The sequence below is a fragment of the Pseudomonas fulva genome (assembly GCF_023517795.1).
GTDB lineage: Bacteria > Pseudomonadota > Gammaproteobacteria > Pseudomonadales > Pseudomonadaceae > Aquipseudomonas > Aquipseudomonas fulva_D.
In genome coordinates this window covers 2626950-2643779 of record NZ_CP082928.1, presented here as the reverse complement: position 1 = coordinate 2643779, position 16830 = coordinate 2626950, and the positions used below count along the sequence as shown (strand labels likewise).

Genomic DNA, 16830 nt, shown 5'->3' with positions numbered 1-16830 from the left:
GCAACGACCATGACCGGCAACCTCACCCACACCGCACTGGACTGGCTGCTGCGCATCCAGCAGCGCCCCGAGGATGCCGCGCTGCGGACCGAGCTGGCCGCCTGGCTGGCCATCGACCCCCGTCATGTCGAGGCCTATCGCAAGGCCGAGCGGGTCTGGCAACTGACCGGCTCGACCGCGGCAGCGGCAGCCCCGCCTCCCACCGAACGCCCCCGCATACCGGCCGCCGGCATCGCTACAGCGGCGGTTTCAGCTCCAGGCTCGCAGCGCCCACGCAGGCGGCGCTGGCCAGCCCTGCTGGCGGGTTCGCTGGCCGCCTGTTTCATGCTGTGGATGGCCCCTGACGCCTATCTCCGCTACCAGAGCGACTACCGTACGGGCCTGGGTCAGCAGCGCAGCATCGAACTGGACGACGGCAGCCGCGTGCAGCTCGACAGCCAGTCGGCGATCAGCGTCGAGTTCGACGGCAACCGCCGTGAGGTACGCCTGCTCAGCGGCCAGGCGTTCTTCGAGGTAACCCCGGACCAGAGCCGGCCCTTCAGGGTCGATGCGCACAACCTGCAGATCACCGTGACCGGCACAGCGTTCAACGTGAGCGTGCGCCCCAGCCAACTGACCGTCGCGGTGCAGCATGGCTCGGTGCGGGTGGCCGAGGGCAACCAGACCTTGGCCGAAGCGCTGCGCACAGGCGACCGGCTGCAGTGGCGCGGCAGCGACCAGGTTACTCGCGACACGCTCCCGGTCAGCCAGATAGCCGCTTGGCAGCAAGGCCGTCTGGTGGTGCGCGACGCCCGCATTGCCGATGTGCTCGACGAATTGCGCCCCTATCTGCCGGGCAAGCTGGCGTTACGCGACGATGAACTGGGCGACAGGCGCATCACCGGCGTCTACGACCTGCGCAACCCGGATGCCGCCCTGCGCGCCGTCATCCAACCCTATCAGGGGCGAGTCAGCACTTGGACAGCCTGGCTGCGAGTCGTCGACCGCGAACCCTGAGCCGCTTTCGAGCGGCTTTTTCTGATCTCAAAAAAATAATTCGACTTTCTCTGAAAATTTTCAGCGCCGACACGTCATTGCCTCGAACACGAATCGATACAGATTCGCATTAGCTTTCAATTGGGCCGCTGGCCCGTTCGGGGAAGGTATGAACAAGCAGTCGCGGTTGCCCGCAAATCCCCTCATCCCTGCCAGGGCCCTGGGCAGAGTCATCAGCCTGGGCCTGCTCGGCCTGTGCGGCGCCCTGCCGGTCAGCGTCGGTACGGCCATGGCGCAGGACGCCTCCAGCGCACTGCTGCAGCAACACCATGCCTTCGACATTCCTGCCCAACCCCTGGCCGACGCCCTGATCGCCTTCGCCCAGCAGAGCGGCCTGCAGGTCAGCGCCGATCAACAGCTGGTCGGTCACCTGCGCAGCAAGGCGATCACCGGGCAGATAAGCAGCGAACAGGCGCTGTCGCGTTTGCTGGAAGGCAGCAACATCGGCTGGAACTATCAGCAGCAGCTGCTGACCTTCTTCCCGGTGGCCAGCCAACAGGAAGCGCTGGAGCTGGGTAATACCGTGGTGCTCGCTGCGGCCAGCCAGAGCTTCATGGGCGAAACGGTGGTGGATCGACGGGCCATCGAAGCCTTTCCCGGCGCCAACGGCGATATCACCACACTGCTGCAGATGCACCCCAGCGTGCAGTTCAGCAACACCCAGCAAAGCTCGAGCACACCCGGCGAAATCGATCCCGCCGATATCAGCATCAACGGCGCCGAGTTCTATCAGAACAGCTTCATGATCGACGGCGTGGGGATCAACAATGACATCGACCCTGGCCGCCATGACTGGAACACCATCGCCGATGCCAGGGGTACACCCAGCCGTAGCCACGGCATTGCCCTGGATGCCGACCTGCTCGAAGAAGTGAGGGTCTACGACAGCAACGTACCGGCCGAATACGGTGGGTTCAATGGCGGGGTCATCAACGCGATTACCCGGCGCCCGACACAGGAGCTGCACGGCAAGCTGTCGGCCAGCATGAGCCGCTCAGCCTGGGCCAACTATCACATCAACGAGGAAGACCGTGAGGGATTCGAAAATTCCACCACGACCCAGGAACAGCCCGAGTTCGAGAAATGGACCTTGAGGGGCACCCTGGAAGGTCATCTCACCGAAAACTTCGGCGCTCTTTTCAATTTTTCGCGTAAGCATTCCACCATTCCGCTGAATGCCTACGCCAATGACTTCAACAGTTCAGGCGACACCAGCAAGAAAGACCAGACGCGGCAAATCGACAACTTCCTTCTCAAGACCTACTGGCAGGTCAACGACCGCCTGCAACTCGACGTGTCACTCACCCACGCCCCCCAGGAAAGCGAGTACTTCCGCGAGAACGCCAAGAACTCCGACTTCGTCCTGATTCAGGGCGGCCAACAGGCATCTGTCAAAGCCACCTGGTTCGGCGATAACGCAACCTACACCCACAATCTTGCATACACCGACCTGCAAAGCTCACGTGACAGCGACAGCAACGTCAGCAAGCAATGGCGATGGTCGAGTGAAAAGAACTGGGGCAATCCGCTCAGTAACACGAGCCTGAGTCGCGAGGGTAGCTTCGGCGATATCGAGCAACGCCAGAAAAGCATGACCTACACCTTCAAATCCGATTGGGAGCCCATTCACGCGCTGGGGATCGAGCACAATTTCCAGGCGGGCCTGGAGCTGGCCTATCAACAGGCCAATTACAAACGCCCTGAAAGCGCAACGACTGCCGCCGCCTTGACCGCGACCCCAGCCGGCACCAACACCTGCAATTACTCGAGCGGAGAACTCGATAGCGAGTATTGCTCCATCGGCACCAACGTATCGGGCGCTCTTACCCGCCAGTATTTTCGCAGCCTGACGCACTACAACGCCGGGGAAATAGCCATGGACGAAAAGCGCTACGCCCTGTTCCTGCAGGATCGTATGCAGTGGGGCCGCTTGCAGTTGCGCCCCGGCGTCCGCTTCGATGGCGATGACTACATGGAAAAGAAAACCATCGCTCCGCGCTTCTCCGCCGACTACGACCTGTTCGGCGACTCAAGCACGGTACTGACGACAGGGTTCAACCGCTACTACGGGCGGACCATGTTCAAGTATCGCCTGGCAGATGGCCGTGAATCCCTGGAATACAGGCAGTCGCGACCGGTCGCGACAGGCAATACACTCAGCGAGTTCGGTCCGATCACCAGAGGGGTTGCCGATAGCAGCTCGTTCCGCAAGATCGATATTCCCTACAACGACGAATGGATGGTTGGCATTGCGCAACGCTGGTTGAACACGACCTTCGAACTCAAGTACGTGCGCCGTGAAGGACGCGATCAGGTGGTCAGGACTCAGGGCGTGAACCTCGGCCTGCCAAGCGGCGATGGCCTGAACGAAAGCACTACTTACACCGTTTATACCAACGCGGGTAGCAGCGAGACCGATGCGGTTTCGCTGACGATCACGCCCGACGCGGAGTTTCGCCTGCTCGGTACTCGCTCCAACGTGCAGTTTGCTGCCGACTGGACACGCACGCAGAGCACATTCAACTCCAATTACGACGTTTCGTTCTCGCGCGACGAGCTGAACGACGAACTGGTGATGTACGACGGCCAGCTCATGCGCTACAGCCAATTGCCTGCAGCCAACTTCAACCGCCCGTGGACAGCGCGCGTGACCACCATCACCCACGTTCCCCAGGCGAACATGACGCTCAGCAACTTCCTTCGCTATCGCGCCGGGTATGAGCAGATCGTGGCCGACGGGACCATCGAGGTGGGGGGAACCACCTACGACAACTACAACTTCGGCGAGGTCAACGCCGCCTTTACCTGGGATCTACGCGCCAAATGGCAGATTCCGGTGGTGCGCGACCAGTCCGCCTTCGTTGCCGTGGACGTGAAGAACGTCCTGGATGAAGTGGCCGAAATCTACAGCAGCTCTGGTTACAAGTACGAAATGGGCCGCCAGTACTGGCTCGAAGTCGGCTACCAATTCTAAGAAGGCGCGCGCCCATGCATCCCGTGAAAGCCCTCCTCACGGCACTGGCAGCGTTGCTGCTCGGTGCCTGCACCTCCCTGCCCGCCGGCGACGCGCAGTTGCAGTGGCACCCCATCGTCACCCGTGGCGAGCTGCCCAACGGCTTGCGTTACAACCTGATCCGCACCGATGAGCAAAAGGGCCGTCTGGATATGCGCCTGACGGTGCACGCCGGCTCGGTGGACGAGGCCGACGACCAGATCGGTGTCGCCCATATGCTCGAGCACCTGGCCTTCTACAGCCACGGCGGTGAGCCGCTCGACGTGCGCCAGCGCCTGCAAAAGGCCGGCTGGCAACAGGGCCGGCATTTCAATGCGGTGACCAGCTACGACCGCACCCAGTACCTGCTCAGCCCGCCCGATGGCGTCAAGAGCGCCGCGCTGGCGCTACAGACCCTGGCCAACATGGCCTTCGCCGCCGACTTCACCGCAGAGGACCTGAACCGCGAGCGTCCCATCGTCATCGAGGAATGGCGCGGCGGCCTGGGTGTGGCCCAGCGCATGAACGCCAAGCGCACCGCCGCCCAGCGCACCGGCTCGCGGTACCCCGCGCACCGCACCATCGGCAACCGCCAGGCCATCGAAGAGGCGCAGCTGGGCGCATTGCAGGCCTTTCAGCAGCGTTGGTACCTGCCTAACAACATGGTGCTGAACGTCGTCGGCGACTTCGAGCCGCACCGGCTGATCGGGCAGATCGAGCAGGCGTTCGCCAAGCCTCGGCGCGGCAACGTGCCGAGTCGCGAGCACCTGGAACTGCCACTGGACGACAGGCTGAAGGTGTTTCGCGTACAGGACAGCCAGAGCGGCAGCAACCAGGTCGCCCTGCTGTTTCGCTTCAGCCAGCTCGACAGCCGCGAACAGACCCGCGCCGCCAGCCGCGACCGGCTGATCGACCGCTTGGCCCTCAGCGTGCTGTCGCGTCAGTTGCGCCGCCAGCCGCTGGATGAAACCCAGACCAGCAGCCTTACTGCTGTGAAGACCCAGATCGGCCGGCGCAGCGGCGTATTGGCCGTGGCCGCCGCGGTCAAGGGTCAGCATCACGAGCAGTCGCTGCAAGCCCTGCTGCGCGAGCTGCAGCGCATCGACCGCCATCCGCTGCACGAGGACGACGTGCAGGCCGTGAAGGACGATATCCGCCGGATCGCCGAACGCATGCTGAGCGATCCGGCGCAGCGGGATTTCGATGGCTGGGTACGCCAGCTCAACGACGCGACCCTTGCCGAGCGGGTGCTGCAGGAACCGGCAGCCATCGCCCGCATTACCCTGGCCAATCTGGACGCCATCGACGCGGACGATCTGCAGCAGCGCCTCCGCAGCTGGCTGGCCAGCCCGGATCGGGTGCTGCAGCTCAGCGCGCCGGGGGGCATGGAACTGGAGCTGCCCACGGCCGCCAGCGTGCTGCGGCAGTGGCAGATCCTGGCCGATACCGAGCTGGCCGCGCCGCTGCCACCCGCTGCCCAGGCGGAGGTCGTGGTCCCCACGCTGAGCAGCGCCTTGCCGGCGGGGCGCATTGTCGAGCGGCGCCGCTTCGCAGCCGAACAGGTCGAGCACTGGCAACTGAGCAACGGTGACCGCCTGGTATGGCTGCGCCGCCCCGGTGCCGACGGCAAGGTACAGCTGCGAGTCGACTCCAGCGCCGGCTTCCGGTATCGGGGCGCCCTGCCGTGGCGCGCGCAGATCGCCAGCCAGCTGGCCTTGCAGACCCCGCCAACCGGCTGGAGCGAAGAACAGCTGAACGCCTGGAAGAAGCTCGAAGGCGTGCAGCTGTCCTTCGAGCAACAGGCCAGCCGCCTGGAAGCCCAGGGCAGCGCCGCGCCGCAGCAACTGGCCAGCCTGCTGGCCTTCTACCAGGCCCGGCAGACACGCACTACCCTGGACGAACAGGCCTACCGCGACAGCGTCGGGCAGCTCCACGATCAGCTGCAGCGCCAGCGCGACCACGTGCGCAGCGAACAGGACGCCACCTGGCGACGCCTCAAGCAGGGCCAGGACGACTGGCAGGCGCCCACTGCCGAGGCGCTGAACGCCTTGAGCCGCAGCCAGCTGGAAGCCGACTGGCTGCGCCAGGCTGCCGCCCCTGTCACCTACTACCTGATGGCCGACCTGCCCGAAGCCGAGCTGCAGGCGCTGGTCAGCCGCTACCTGGCGGCCATCCCCCGCGGTGAGCCCTTGCAGGCTGCGCCCGTGGCACGCCAGCCCGGTCGTCGCCTGGCGACACTGGCCATCGCCCTGGAGCCACGCGCCAGCTTGTATGCCAGCAGCTTCCAGCCGCACGCCTGGAACCCGGCCGACGCCGCGCGCATCGCCGCCCTGCGGGAAATTGCCAACGCCGAACTCAAGCAGCGCCTGCGTGGCGATGCCACCGGCATCTACCGCCTGCGCTTCGACAGCGAACTGAGCCACGCGCACCAGCGCATCGACAGCGAGCTGCACTTCAGCAGCGCGCCGCAGCGCGCCGACGAACTCTGGCAACTGGCCCAGGAAACCCTGGCGGCGCTACCCGTGGCAGTCACCGAGCCGCGCGTGGCGGCCCTGCGCAATGAGCTGCAGCGCAAGGAAAACCAGCGCCGTGAAGACCCCGCCACCCAGTTGCACCGGCTGATGCTCAGCGAGCGCGCCTGGGGCGACCCGCGCTACCTGAGCGAGCAGGACAAGCTGCCCGCCGCGCTGGAAACGGCGGCGATGAAGCGCCTGGCCCGGCAGATCTTCCCGCTGGCCAATGAGGTGCGCATGCAGGTGCTGCCTGCAGAAGGCGCCGGTTCGTGAACACCTTGCGTCTGTTCTTCAGGCTCGCCAGGCCGTTCTGGGGCAGCCGCGCCGGCTGGCCGGGCTGGGCCCTGCTGGCGCTGGCTTTGGCCATGGGCGCCGGCCTGGTACAGGTCAACGTCTATATCAGCGAGTGGAGCAAGACCTTCTACGACACCCTGGCGACCTTCGACGGCAAGGCCCTGCTCGGTCTGATGGGCCAGTACGCTATTGCCGTCGGCCTAGTGGTCGCCGCAATAGTCGCCAAGGACTGGTTCAACAAGGCGCTGATGCTGCGCTGGCGCCAGCACCTCAACGACCATCTGCTGGAGCGCTGGCTGGGCGAGCGCCGTTACTATCGCCTGGGCCTGAGCGGTGAAACGGACTATCCGGATCAACGTATCGCCGAAGATGTCTACCTGCTGGCAGACAAGACCGTCGGCATCGTCGTCTCGCTGTTTATCAACAGCCTGCAGATCGGTGCCTTCTTCAGCATCCTCTGGCAATTGTCAGGCACCCAAACTTACGACATTGGCGGCTACAACCTGACCATCGATGGCTATCTGGTCTGGGCAGCAATCATCTATACCCTGGTCGCCACCGCCCTCACCCATTGGCTCGGCCATCCGCTGCACGGCCTGAACTATGAGCGCCAGCGCAGCGAAGCCGCCTACCGCGCCGACCTGCTGCGCAAACGCGAGCATGCCGAGCAGATCGCCCTTTATGGCGGAGAAGCGGCCGAACGCAAAGGTCTGGATCTGCGTTTCTCTGCCATCGCCGCGAACTGGCGAAACCTGATGCAATGCGAGCTGAAGCTAGGCATTTTCACCGCAGGCTACAGTCGCATCAGTCTTATCGTGCCGGTGTTCATCGCATTGCCACTCTACCTGTCCAAGGCGATTACCCTGGGCGGCTTGATGCAGATTCGCGGCGCCTTCAAAGCCGTCCAGGAGTCACTGAGCTGGTTCATCTTCTCCTACCGCGACCTGGCCGAATGGAGCGCCACGGTGCAGCGCCTGGGTCAGTTCCAGCAGGCCATGGAACGCCTGCAGCCGGTCGTACTCGAACGTGGCGAGAGCCTCAGCACCGGCGGCCTGGATGTGCTGCGGCCCAATGGCGAGGCGCTGCTGTGCGGCCTGGCGCTGCACGCGCGGCCCGGTGAATGGTTGCGCCTGGCCGGCGCCAGTGGCCTGGGCAAGACCACCCTGCTGCGCACCCTGATGGGCCTCTGGCCGCACCACCGCGGCAGCTGGCAACTACCCGGCGGGCGCAGCCTGCTGCTGCCCCAGAAGCCCTACCTGGCCAGCGGCCGGCTCGACGAAGCGCTGGCCTACCCCGCGGCGCAGGTACCGGCCACCCTGGAATTGATCGGCGCGCTGCAGGATGTCGGCCTCGGCCACCTGGCGGCAGACCTGGAGCGGGAAGCCGAATGGGGCCGCGAACTCTCGGGCGGCGAGCAGCAGCGCCTGGCCCTGGCCCGTGCTCTGCTCTATCGGCCCGATACCCTGTACCTCGACGAGGCCACCAACCAGCTCGACGAACGGGCCGCCTGCGAACTCTTCATGCGCCTGCGCGAACGCCTGCCGGACTGCACGCTGGTCGGCGTCAGCCATCAGCCGGCGGTGCAGCGCCTGTTCGAACGCAGCATCGATCTGCAGGAATGTGGGCCGGCATGCAGCCCGGTGGCACGGTCGCCGGTCACGGCTTGAGCGGATGGCCGGGCCGCGCCGTGCGCGCCCCGGGAAAAGGAGAAGCGACTCGGCAGCAGGATCAGCGCGCGCCGGGCACAGCTCAGCGATCGTATTCGCCGGCCGCTTCGGGCTGGTATTCGACCTCCAGCAGGGTCAGTTTGAGCTGCTTGCCGCCCGGTGCCGGCCAGTCGATATGCTGGCCGACGCTCAGGCCCAGCAGGGCCGCACCCACCGGTGCAAGGATCGAGACCTTGCCTTCACCGCCGGCGTCCTGGGGGTAGACCAGGGTCAGGTGGTAGTCCTTGCCACTTCCTTCCTCGCGACAATGCACACGTGAATTCATGGTCACCACCCCGGCCGGAATCTGCTCGTGGCCGACCACCTCGGCGCGATCCAGCTCGGCCTGCAGGGCCTCGGCTGTCGGGCCGAAATCATCGAGGCCGTCGAGCAACTGCTCGAGGCGCTGCAGATCGAGACGGGTAATGGTGATGGACGGTGTGCTGGCCATGGTGCGGGCATATCTCCTTTGCTGGACGCCAAAAAAGCAAAACCCCATCGAGACGACGGGGTTTTTGCAGAAGTTGGATTGACCGTACCACAGCCACCCAAATAAACAAGAGCCAGGTCAGCCAAGTGCCAGCCGCTGCTCGGCCAGGGCGCGAATGACGCGACGGCGGGCGTCGCTGGCATGGCCCCATTCGAGGATTTCCGCCAGCAGGCGCCCGCAACCGAGGCAGCGCTCGGCCTCGTTCAGGCAACAACGGCGGCGACAGGGCGATGCCACCGGAGCATCGCCAGGCGCAGGCTCGCCGGCGTCTTCAGATTTCATCGAACTCGAGCTCGACACCGGCCTGCTCGGCGACGATGCGCTCGAGCATCTCGCTGAGGAGTTCGTCGCTGCTGTCGCAGATCCAGCGCTGGTTGTCCTCGTCGTAGTCGAAGTGAAAGCCTCCCGAGCGGGCCGCCAGCCACAGCTGGCGCAGGGCCGGCTGGCGGCTGAAGATCAGTTGCGAGCCATTGTCGAAGCGCACCGTCAGCACGCCCGCGGAGTTCTCCAGGTCGATGTCCAGGTCGCTGTCGTCGAAGATGTCTTCCAGCGCCTGCTGCAGCGCGTCGACCAGATCGTGGAAACGGGCTTCGCTCAAACTCATTGCACTTACCTCATGAAAAATTCAGCTGCGTCGCAGCGCCGCAAAACGCGGGCACGCCCTGGCCAGCACGCGCCAGCAGGCCAGGGCAAAGCCCCGCCGGACGGGAATCCCGGCGCATAGGCAACATGCCGGGGGGTCGGTATACTCGGGGGCAATTATGCTTTATTACAAGGATTTGACCATGAAGCGGCTGTTCACTGCCCTCATCGCGCTCGTCGCCGTTACCACCTTGCTCGGCGGCTGTGGCCAGAAAGGCCCGCTGTACCTGCCGGATGATAACCAGTCCGCCTCTTCGCAAGACAGATAAGGGCCGCCCATGAACACCTTCGAATACCGCGACGGCTCGCTGTTCGCGGAAGGTGTGGCGTTGTCCGCCGTCGCCCAGCGCTTCGGCACGCCCACCTACGTCTACTCGCGCGCCCATATCGAGGCGCAGTACCGCGCCTACGCCGATGCCCTGGCCGGTATGCCGCACCTGGTGTGTTTCGCGGTCAAGGCCAACTCCAATATCGGCGTGCTGAACGTGCTGGCGCGCCTCGGCGCCGGCTTCGACATCGTATCCAGCGGTGAACTGGAGCGCGTGCTGGCCGCCGGTGGCGAGCCGAGCCGCATCGTCTTCTCCGGCGTCGGCAAGAGCCGCGACGACATGCGCCGTGCCCTGGAAGTCGGCGTGCACTGTTTCAACGTCGAGTCGGGCGTGGAGCTGGAGCGCCTGCAGAAGGTGGCCGCCGAGATGGACGTCAAGGCGCCCGTCTCCCTGCGCGTCAACCCGGACGTGGACGCCGGCACCCACCCGTACATCTCCACCGGCCTCAAGGAAAACAAGTTCGGCATCGACATCGAGCAGGCCGAGGCGGTCTACGCCCGCGCTGCCGAGCTGCCGAACATCGAGGTGGTTGGCGTCGACTGCCATATCGGTTCGCAGCTGACCACCCTGGAGCCCTTCCTCGATGCCCTGGATCGCCTGCTGCTGCTGATCGACAAGCTGGCCGCGCGCGGCATCGTCATCAAGCACCTGGATCTGGGCGGCGGCCTCGGCGTGCAGTACCGCGACGAGCAGCCACCGCTGGCCGGTGACTACATCGCCGCCGTGCGCAAACGCCTGGCGGGTCGTGACCTGGCCCTGGTGTTCGAGCCGGGCCGCTTCATCGTCGCCAATGGCGGCGTGCTGCTGACCCAGGTGGAATACCTCAAGCACACCGAACACAAGGACTTCGCCATTATCGATGCGGCGATGAACGACCTGATCCGTCCGGCCCTGTACCAGGCCTGGATGGAGGTCTCGCCGGTGCAGCCCCGTAACGGCGAGGCGCGCAGCTACGACTTGGTCGGGCCGATCTGCGAGACCGGCGATTTCCTGGCCAAGGATCGCCAACTGGTGCTCGAAGAAGGCGACCTGCTGGCCGTGCGGTCGGCCGGTGCCTATGGCTTCGTGATGAGTTCCAACTACAACACCCGCGGCCGCGCCGCCGAGGTGATGGTGGACGGCGAGCAGGCCTACGAAGTACGTCGCCGCGAAACCCTGGACGAGCTCTTCGCGGGCGAAAGCCGCCTGCCGGAGTAATGCCCATGTTATTGCGCTTTACCAAGATGCATGGCCTGGGCAACGACTTCATGGTTCTCGACCTGGTCAGCCAGCATGCCCATATCCAGCCCAAGCATGCCAAGCAGTGGGGCGACCGGCACACCGGCATCGGCTTCGACCAGCTGCTGCTGGTCGAGCCGCCGCAGCACCCGGACGTGGATTTCCGCTACCGCATCTTCAACGCCGACGGCAGCGAAGTGGAACAGTGCGGCAATGGCGCGCGCTGCTTCGCCCGCTTCGTGCTGGACAAGCGCCTGACGGTGAAGAAGCACATCCGCGTGGAAACCAAGGGCGGCATCATCGAGCTCAACGTGCGTGCCGACGGGCTGATCACCGTGGACATGGGCGCACCGCGGCTGGTGCCCGAGCAGATCCCCTTCCAGGCCGATGCCGAAGCGCTGAGCTACACCGTAGACGTCGACGGACAACGCCACGAGCTGGCCGCGGTATCCATGGGCAATCCCCATGCGGTACTGCGCGTCGATGATGTCGACAGCGCGCCGGTACATGAACTGGGCGCGAAGCTGGAACACCATCCGCGCTTTCCACAGCGGGTCAACGTCGGCTTCCTGCAGGTCGTCGACCGTCAGCGTGGTCGTCTGCGCGTCTGGGAACGCGGCGCCGGGGAAACCCAGGCCTGCGGCACCGGCGCCTGCGCGGCCGCCGTCGCGGCGATCCGCCAGGGCTGGATGGACTCGCCCGTACAGCTGGAGCTGCCCGGCGGCAAGCTGCACATCGAGTGGGCAGGTCCCGGCCAGCCCGTTATGATGACCGGCCCCGCCGTGCGCGTGTACGAAGGACAGGTTCGCCTATGACTGACCAGCAGGATTCGCCCAAGCCCCTGGACTCGGAAACGGTCGCCGCCTACCTGCGCCTGCACCCCGAGTTCTTCATCGACCACGACGAGCTGATTCCCGAGCTGCGCATTCCGCACCAGCGCGGCGATACCGTGTCGCTGGTCGAGCGTCAGGTCAAACTGCTGCGCGAGCGCAACATCGAGATGCGCCAGCGCCTGTCGCACCTGATGGACGTGGCCCGCGACAACGACCGGCTGTTCGACAAGACCCGCCGCCTGGTGCTCGACCTGATGGACGCCAGCAGCCTCGAGGAAGTGGTCAGCTGCGTGGAAGACAGCCTGCGCCGGGAATTCCAGGTGCCGTTCGTGGGCCTGATCCTGTTCAGCGATACGCCGCTGCCGGTCGGCCGTAGCGTCAGCAGCGCCGAGGCGCACCAGGCCATCGGCGGCCTGCTGGCCGGTGGCAAGACCATCTGCGGCGTGCTGCGCGAACATGAGCTGAAGTTCCTGTTCGGCGAAGCCGGCAGCGATGTCGGTTCGGCAGCCGTGGTCGGCCTGAACCATCAGGGCCTGCACGGTGTGCTGGCGATCGGCAGCGCCGATGCGCAGCACTACAAGAGCTCGCTGGGCACGCTGTTCCTCGGTTATATCGCCGAAGTGCTGTCGCGGGTGCTGCCGCGCTTTTCCGCGCCGCTGCGCTCGGTACGCTGAACATAGCGGCAAGCCACGAGCTTCAAGCAGCAAGAAAAGCGGAAGCAGAAGCGGCCTTTGACTTGGAGCTCGAAGCTTGAAGCTTGCAGCTGACCTGGATGCCTACCTCGAACACCTGCGCAGCGAACGGCAGGTGTCGGCCCATACCCTGGATGGCTATCGCCGCGACCTCGCCAAGCTGCTCGCCTATTGCGAGCAGGAAGGCCTGGCGGACTGGGCGCAACTCGACATCACCCGCCTGCGTCGCCAGGTCGCGCGCCTGCACAAGCAAGGCCAGTCGGCGCGCAGCCTCGCACGCCTGCTGTCGGCCACCCGCGGCCTGTACCGCTACCTGATCCGCGAAGGCCACTGCCGGCACGACCCGGCAACCGGCCTGACGCCGCCCAAGGGCGAGCGCAAATTGCCGCGGGTGCTGGACGTGGATCGTGCCACCCAGCTACTCGACGGCGCCCAGGAAGACGACTTCATCGCCCGCCGCGATCACGCCATGCTCGAGCTGTTCTATTCGTCCGGCCTGCGCCTGTCGGAGCTGGTCGCCCTGAACCTCGACTGGCTCGATCTGCCGGCCGGCCTGGTGCGCGTCACCGGCAAGGGCAGCAAGGTGCGCGAGCTGCCGGTAGGCAGCAAGGCACGCGAAGCACTGCAAGAGTGGCTGCCACTGCGAGCGCTGGCCAACCCGGTCGATGGCGCGGTATTCGTCAGCCGCCAGGGCCGTCGCATCGGCGCCCGCGCCGTGCAGCTGCGGGTACGTCAGGCCGGCGTCAGCGAACTCGGCCAGCACATCCATCCCCATATGCTGCGCCATTCCTTCGCCAGCCATATGCTCGAGTCATCCCAGGATCTGCGCGCCGTGCAGGAGCTGCTCGGCCATGCCGACATCGCCACCACCCAGGTGTACACCCACCTGGATTTCCAGCACCTGAGCAAGGTCTACGACAGCGCCCATCCACGGGCCAAACGCCGCAAGAGACAGGATTCATGAGCATTCGCCTGATCACCTTCGACCTCGACGACACCCTGTGGGACAACCGCCCGGTGATCCTCGGTGCAGAAACCGCCATGCGCGACTGGATCAGCCAGCATGCACCACGCCTGGCCAGCCAGCCGGTAGATCACCTGGGCCAGGTTCGTGGCCGCCTGCTGGAGGCCGAGCCCGGCCTGAAATACCGCCTCAGCGAGCTGCGCCGACGCACCCTGCGCCACGCGCTGCAAGGCGTCGGCCACGGCCCCGAGGAAGCTGCGGAACTGGCCGAAGGCGCCTTCCAGGCGATGCTCGAGGCGCGCCACGCCATCACCTTCTTCAGCGACACCGTCACCACGCTGGAGCTATTGGCCAATCAGTACAGCCTGGGCGTGATCACCAACGGCAACGCCGACGTGCGCCGCCTCGGCCTGGCGGACTACTTCAGTTTCATTCTCTGCGCCGAGGAGCTGGGCGTTGGCAAACCTGACCGCAGGCCATTCGAGGAAGCCCTCGCTCGCTCCGGGATGCAGGCCGGGCAGGCGGTGCATATCGGCGACCACCCCGGCGACGATATCGCCGGCGCACAGGCCGCCGGCTGGCGCGCGGTGTGGTTCAATCCCGAGGGCAAGGCCTGGGCCGGAGAGCAAGAAGCCGACGCGCAGATCCGTAGCCTGGGCGAGCTGCCGGCGCTGCTGCAGCGTTGGGCATAGCGTTGGTGGGCTGAAGCCCACCCTACAGGTGATTGGTCGTAGGGTGGCTTCAGCCCACCAAATCAAATTTCTACCACAGAGCCAACATGCAAAAGCCCGCCATAACGGCGGGCTTTTGCATTCAAATCCAGCGTTCGCGTCAGATGGGGCGACTGCCGTACTTGCTGTCGGGCTTCTTGGGCGGGTCGGAGACGACGTTGGGCTCCACTTCCTGAACCTTGCCACCGCGGGAGAGGAATTCCTCCATGGCGCGCGCCAGCGCATCGCGTTCCTTCTGCTTGGCTTCTACGCTCGGCAGCTCCTCGACTTCAACGGCCTTCTTGGCTTTGCCCTTGGCAGGCGCCGCGCTATCGGACTCGCTGTCATCATCGGCGACATCACCATCAGCGGCCGCCAGCTCCTCGCCGTCGTCCTCGTCTGCGCCTTCCAGCTCGTCTTGTTCCAGTTCTTCGTCGCTCATGTTCAGCCTCATGACTTGCGAAAAGCAGGTTAGTTATAGCCCAGTCGTCCAACGTTGCCGAACGGCTGGAAAAAATTCAATTTGCCGTACCTTGCAAGGTTGCAAGCACACGTCGGGGGCCACCGTGTTCGCGGTGTTCGCCCAGGTAAATCCCTTGCCAGGTACCCAGCGCCAGGCGTCCGTTACTCACGGGCAACTGCAGCTGGACACCGAGCAGGCTCGCCTTGAAGTGCGCCGGCAGATCGTCCGGGCCTTCGTCGCAGTGCTCGTAGCCGGTCGCGTCCTCGGGGACGAGACGGCGGAAGAAGCGCTCGAAGTCGCGGCGCACCGCAGGGTCGGCATTCTCGTTGACGGTCAGCGACGCCGATGTGTGCTGCAGCCACAGGTGTAACAGACCCACCCTGTAGCTCGGCAGTTCCGGTAATGCATCCAGCAATTCATCGGTCACCAGATGAAAGCCTCGCGCCCGTGGGCGCAAGGTGATCAGCCGTTGCTGCCACATGCTCGTCGCCTCGTTTTTCAACGCGCGCATTCTAGCGTGCCCGACAAAAAAGCAAAGGGCGCCTGAGCGCCCTTTTGCCGGTGTGGACCATCATTTTTACTGATGATGGTCGGCGCCATGCGCCTCACCCATCATTTCTTGCCGGTGAACTCGGGGTAGGCTTCCATCCCGCACTCGACCAGGTCGACGCCGTCGTACTCTTCTTCCTCGGACACCCGCAGGCCGACGACCGCCTTGATGATGCTCCAGACGATCAAGCTGGCGATGAACACCCAGGCGAAGATGCAGGCGATGCCCAGCAGCTGAGCGCCCAGGCTGGATTCCGGGTTGGTCAGGCAGACCGCCAGGGTGCCCCAGATGCCCGCCGCACCATGCACGGAGATGGCACCCACCGGGTCGTCGACCTTGATCTTGTCGAAGCCGAGGATGGCGAACACCACCAGCACGCCGCCCACGCCGCCGATCAGGGTGGCCTGCAGCGCGGTCGGGGTCAGCGGCTCGGCGGTGATCGACACCAGACCCGCCAGCGCACCGTTGATGGCCATGGTCAGGTCGGCCTTGCCGAACAGGATGCGCGCGACGATCAGCGCGGCGATCAGACCGCCAGCGGCGGCCATGTTGGTGTTGACGAACACCTGGGCCACGGCGTTGGCGTCTTCGATGGTGCTCATCTTCAGCTGCGAGCCACCGTTGAAGCCGAACCAGCCCATCCACAGGATGAACATGCCCAGGGTCGCCAGCGGCAGGTTGGCGCCCGGAATGGCGTTCACCTGGCCATTGGCGCCGTACTTGCCCTTGCGCGCACCGAGCAGGATCACCCCGGCCAAGGCTGCAGCGGCGCCAGCCATGTGCACCACACTGGAGCCGGCGAAATCGAGGAAACCGGCAGCGTCGAGGAAACCGCCGCCCCATTTCCAGAAGCCCTGCACCGGGTAGATCACCGCGGTCATCACCACCGCGAAGGCGATGAACGACCAGAGTTTCATGCGCTCGGCCACCGCGCCGGAAACGATCGACATGCAGGTGGCGGCGAACACGATCTGGAAGAAGAAGTCCGAGCGGGCGGCGTAGTACGGGGCATCTTCGCCACCGGCCAGTACCGACTCGACGCTGTTCTCGTCACCGATCAGAAAACCGAAGCTCGGCAGGATGCCGCCCTCGGGGCTGGAGTACATGATGTAGTAGCCGATCAGCAGGTACATGATGCAGGCGATGGCGAACAGCGCTACGTTCTTGGTGAGGATCTCGGTGGTGTTCTTGGCTCGTACCAGGCCTGCTTCGAGCATGGCGAAGCCGGCGGCCATCCACATGACGAGGGCGCCACAGATCAGGAAGTAGAAGGTATCGAAACCATACTGCAGAGCAGTCAGTGCTGTGTTGTCCATTTTTTATCACCTCTGGCCGTTGCGCACGGGCGTGCGCTGTGCGGTCGAGGCGCCCGGGTTGGCTCCGGGCGCACTCCGTGTGC

Annotated in this window: 16 protein-coding genes; 10 read left to right on the top strand and 6 right to left on the bottom strand. The window is 65.0% G+C overall.

Features of this window, described 5'->3' with window-relative positions; genetic code table 11:
• The first annotated feature begins 9 nt into the window (after window positions 1–9).
• From K8U54_RS11890 to K8U54_RS11875, 4 genes are all read left to right on the top strand, one after another.
• Window positions 10–996, top strand: coding sequence for a FecR family protein (locus K8U54_RS11890; RefSeq protein WP_249910293.1), 987 nt, complete (start codon window positions 10–12; stop codon window positions 994–996).
• 166 nt (window positions 997–1162) lie between these two features.
• The gene (locus K8U54_RS11885; protein ID WP_249910292.1) at window positions 1163–4009 is read left to right on the top strand and encodes a TonB-dependent receptor; all 2847 of its coding nucleotides are present in this window, start codon (window positions 1163–1165) and stop codon (window positions 4007–4009) included.
• 14 nt (window positions 4010–4023) lie between these two features.
• Window positions 4024–6813, top strand: a complete 2790-nt coding sequence (locus K8U54_RS11880) for a M16 family metallopeptidase (protein WP_249910291.1) — start codon at window positions 4024–4026, stop codon at window positions 6811–6813.
• Window positions 6810–8501, top strand: a complete 1692-nt coding sequence (locus tag K8U54_RS11875) for an ABC transporter ATP-binding protein/permease (RefSeq protein ID WP_249910290.1) — start codon at window positions 6810–6812, stop codon at window positions 8499–8501. Before K8U54_RS11880 ends, K8U54_RS11875 begins: the two co-directional genes overlap by 4 nt.
• A gap of 82 nt (window positions 8502–8583) precedes the next feature.
• On the opposite strand, the gene rnk is transcribed toward K8U54_RS11875, so the two are convergent.
• From rnk to cyaY, 3 genes are all read right to left on the bottom strand, one after another.
• Window positions 8584–8991, bottom strand: coding sequence for a nucleoside diphosphate kinase regulator (rnk, locus tag K8U54_RS11870; RefSeq protein WP_249910289.1), 408 nt, complete (start codon window positions 8989–8991; stop codon window positions 8584–8586).
• Between the two features lie 117 nt (window positions 8992–9108).
• Window positions 9109–9312 (bottom strand): DUF1289 domain-containing protein, encoded by a 204-nt coding sequence (locus tag K8U54_RS11865; protein ID WP_249910288.1) that lies wholly within the window; start codon window positions 9310–9312, stop codon window positions 9109–9111.
• Window positions 9302–9634, bottom strand: a complete 333-nt coding sequence (gene cyaY, locus K8U54_RS11860; RefSeq protein WP_070885928.1) for an iron donor protein CyaY — start codon at window positions 9632–9634, stop codon at window positions 9302–9304. Before cyaY ends, K8U54_RS11865 begins: the two co-directional genes overlap by 11 nt.
• 181 nt (window positions 9635–9815) lie before the next feature.
• On the opposite strand from cyaY, the gene lptM reads away from it, so the two are divergent.
• The 6 genes from lptM to K8U54_RS11830 all read left to right on the top strand — a co-directional run bounded on the left by lptM (window position 9816) and on the right by K8U54_RS11830 (window position 14400).
• Complete coding sequence (lptM, locus tag K8U54_RS11855) at window positions 9816–9941, top strand: LPS translocon maturation chaperone LptM (protein WP_074885553.1); 126 nt, start codon at window positions 9816–9818, stop codon at window positions 9939–9941.
• A gap of 9 nt (window positions 9942–9950) precedes the next feature.
• Window positions 9951–11198, top strand: a complete 1248-nt coding sequence (gene lysA, locus K8U54_RS11850; RefSeq protein ID WP_249910287.1) for a diaminopimelate decarboxylase — start codon at window positions 9951–9953, stop codon at window positions 11196–11198.
• Between the two features lie 5 nt (window positions 11199–11203).
• The gene (gene dapF / locus K8U54_RS11845; protein ID WP_249910286.1) at window positions 11204–12034 is read left to right on the top strand and encodes a diaminopimelate epimerase; all 831 of its coding nucleotides are present in this window, start codon (window positions 11204–11206) and stop codon (window positions 12032–12034) included.
• Entirely contained in the window at window positions 12031–12726 is a 696-nt protein-coding gene (locus K8U54_RS11840) for a DUF484 family protein (protein WP_249910285.1), read from the top strand. The genes dapF and K8U54_RS11840 overlap by 4 nt, the downstream gene beginning before the upstream one ends.
• 76 nt (window positions 12727–12802) lie before the next feature.
• The gene (gene xerC / locus K8U54_RS11835; RefSeq protein WP_249910284.1) at window positions 12803–13708 is read left to right on the top strand and encodes a tyrosine recombinase XerC; all 906 of its coding nucleotides are present in this window, start codon (window positions 12803–12805) and stop codon (window positions 13706–13708) included.
• A complete protein-coding gene (locus K8U54_RS11830; protein WP_249910283.1) occupies window positions 13705–14400 on the top strand; it encodes an HAD family hydrolase in 696 nt (231 codons plus the stop codon). The genes xerC and K8U54_RS11830 overlap by 4 nt, the downstream gene beginning before the upstream one ends.
• A gap of 139 nt (window positions 14401–14539) precedes the next feature.
• On the opposite strand, the gene sutA is transcribed toward K8U54_RS11830, so the two are convergent.
• The 3 genes from sutA to K8U54_RS11815 form a co-directional block, all read right to left on the bottom strand.
• On the bottom strand, window positions 14540–14860 hold the full coding sequence (gene sutA, locus K8U54_RS11825; protein ID WP_070885922.1) for a transcriptional regulator SutA: 321 nt from the start codon (window positions 14858–14860) through the stop codon (window positions 14540–14542).
• Window positions 14861–14936: 76 nt separating this feature from the next.
• Window positions 14937–15362 (bottom strand): secondary thiamine-phosphate synthase enzyme YjbQ, encoded by a 426-nt coding sequence (locus tag K8U54_RS11820; protein WP_249910439.1) that lies wholly within the window; start codon window positions 15360–15362, stop codon window positions 14937–14939.
• 131 nt (window positions 15363–15493) lie between these two features.
• A complete protein-coding gene (locus K8U54_RS11815) occupies window positions 15494–16747 on the bottom strand; it encodes an ammonium transporter (protein ID WP_249910282.1) in 1254 nt (417 codons plus the stop codon).
• Window positions 16748–16830 lie beyond the last annotated feature (83 nt).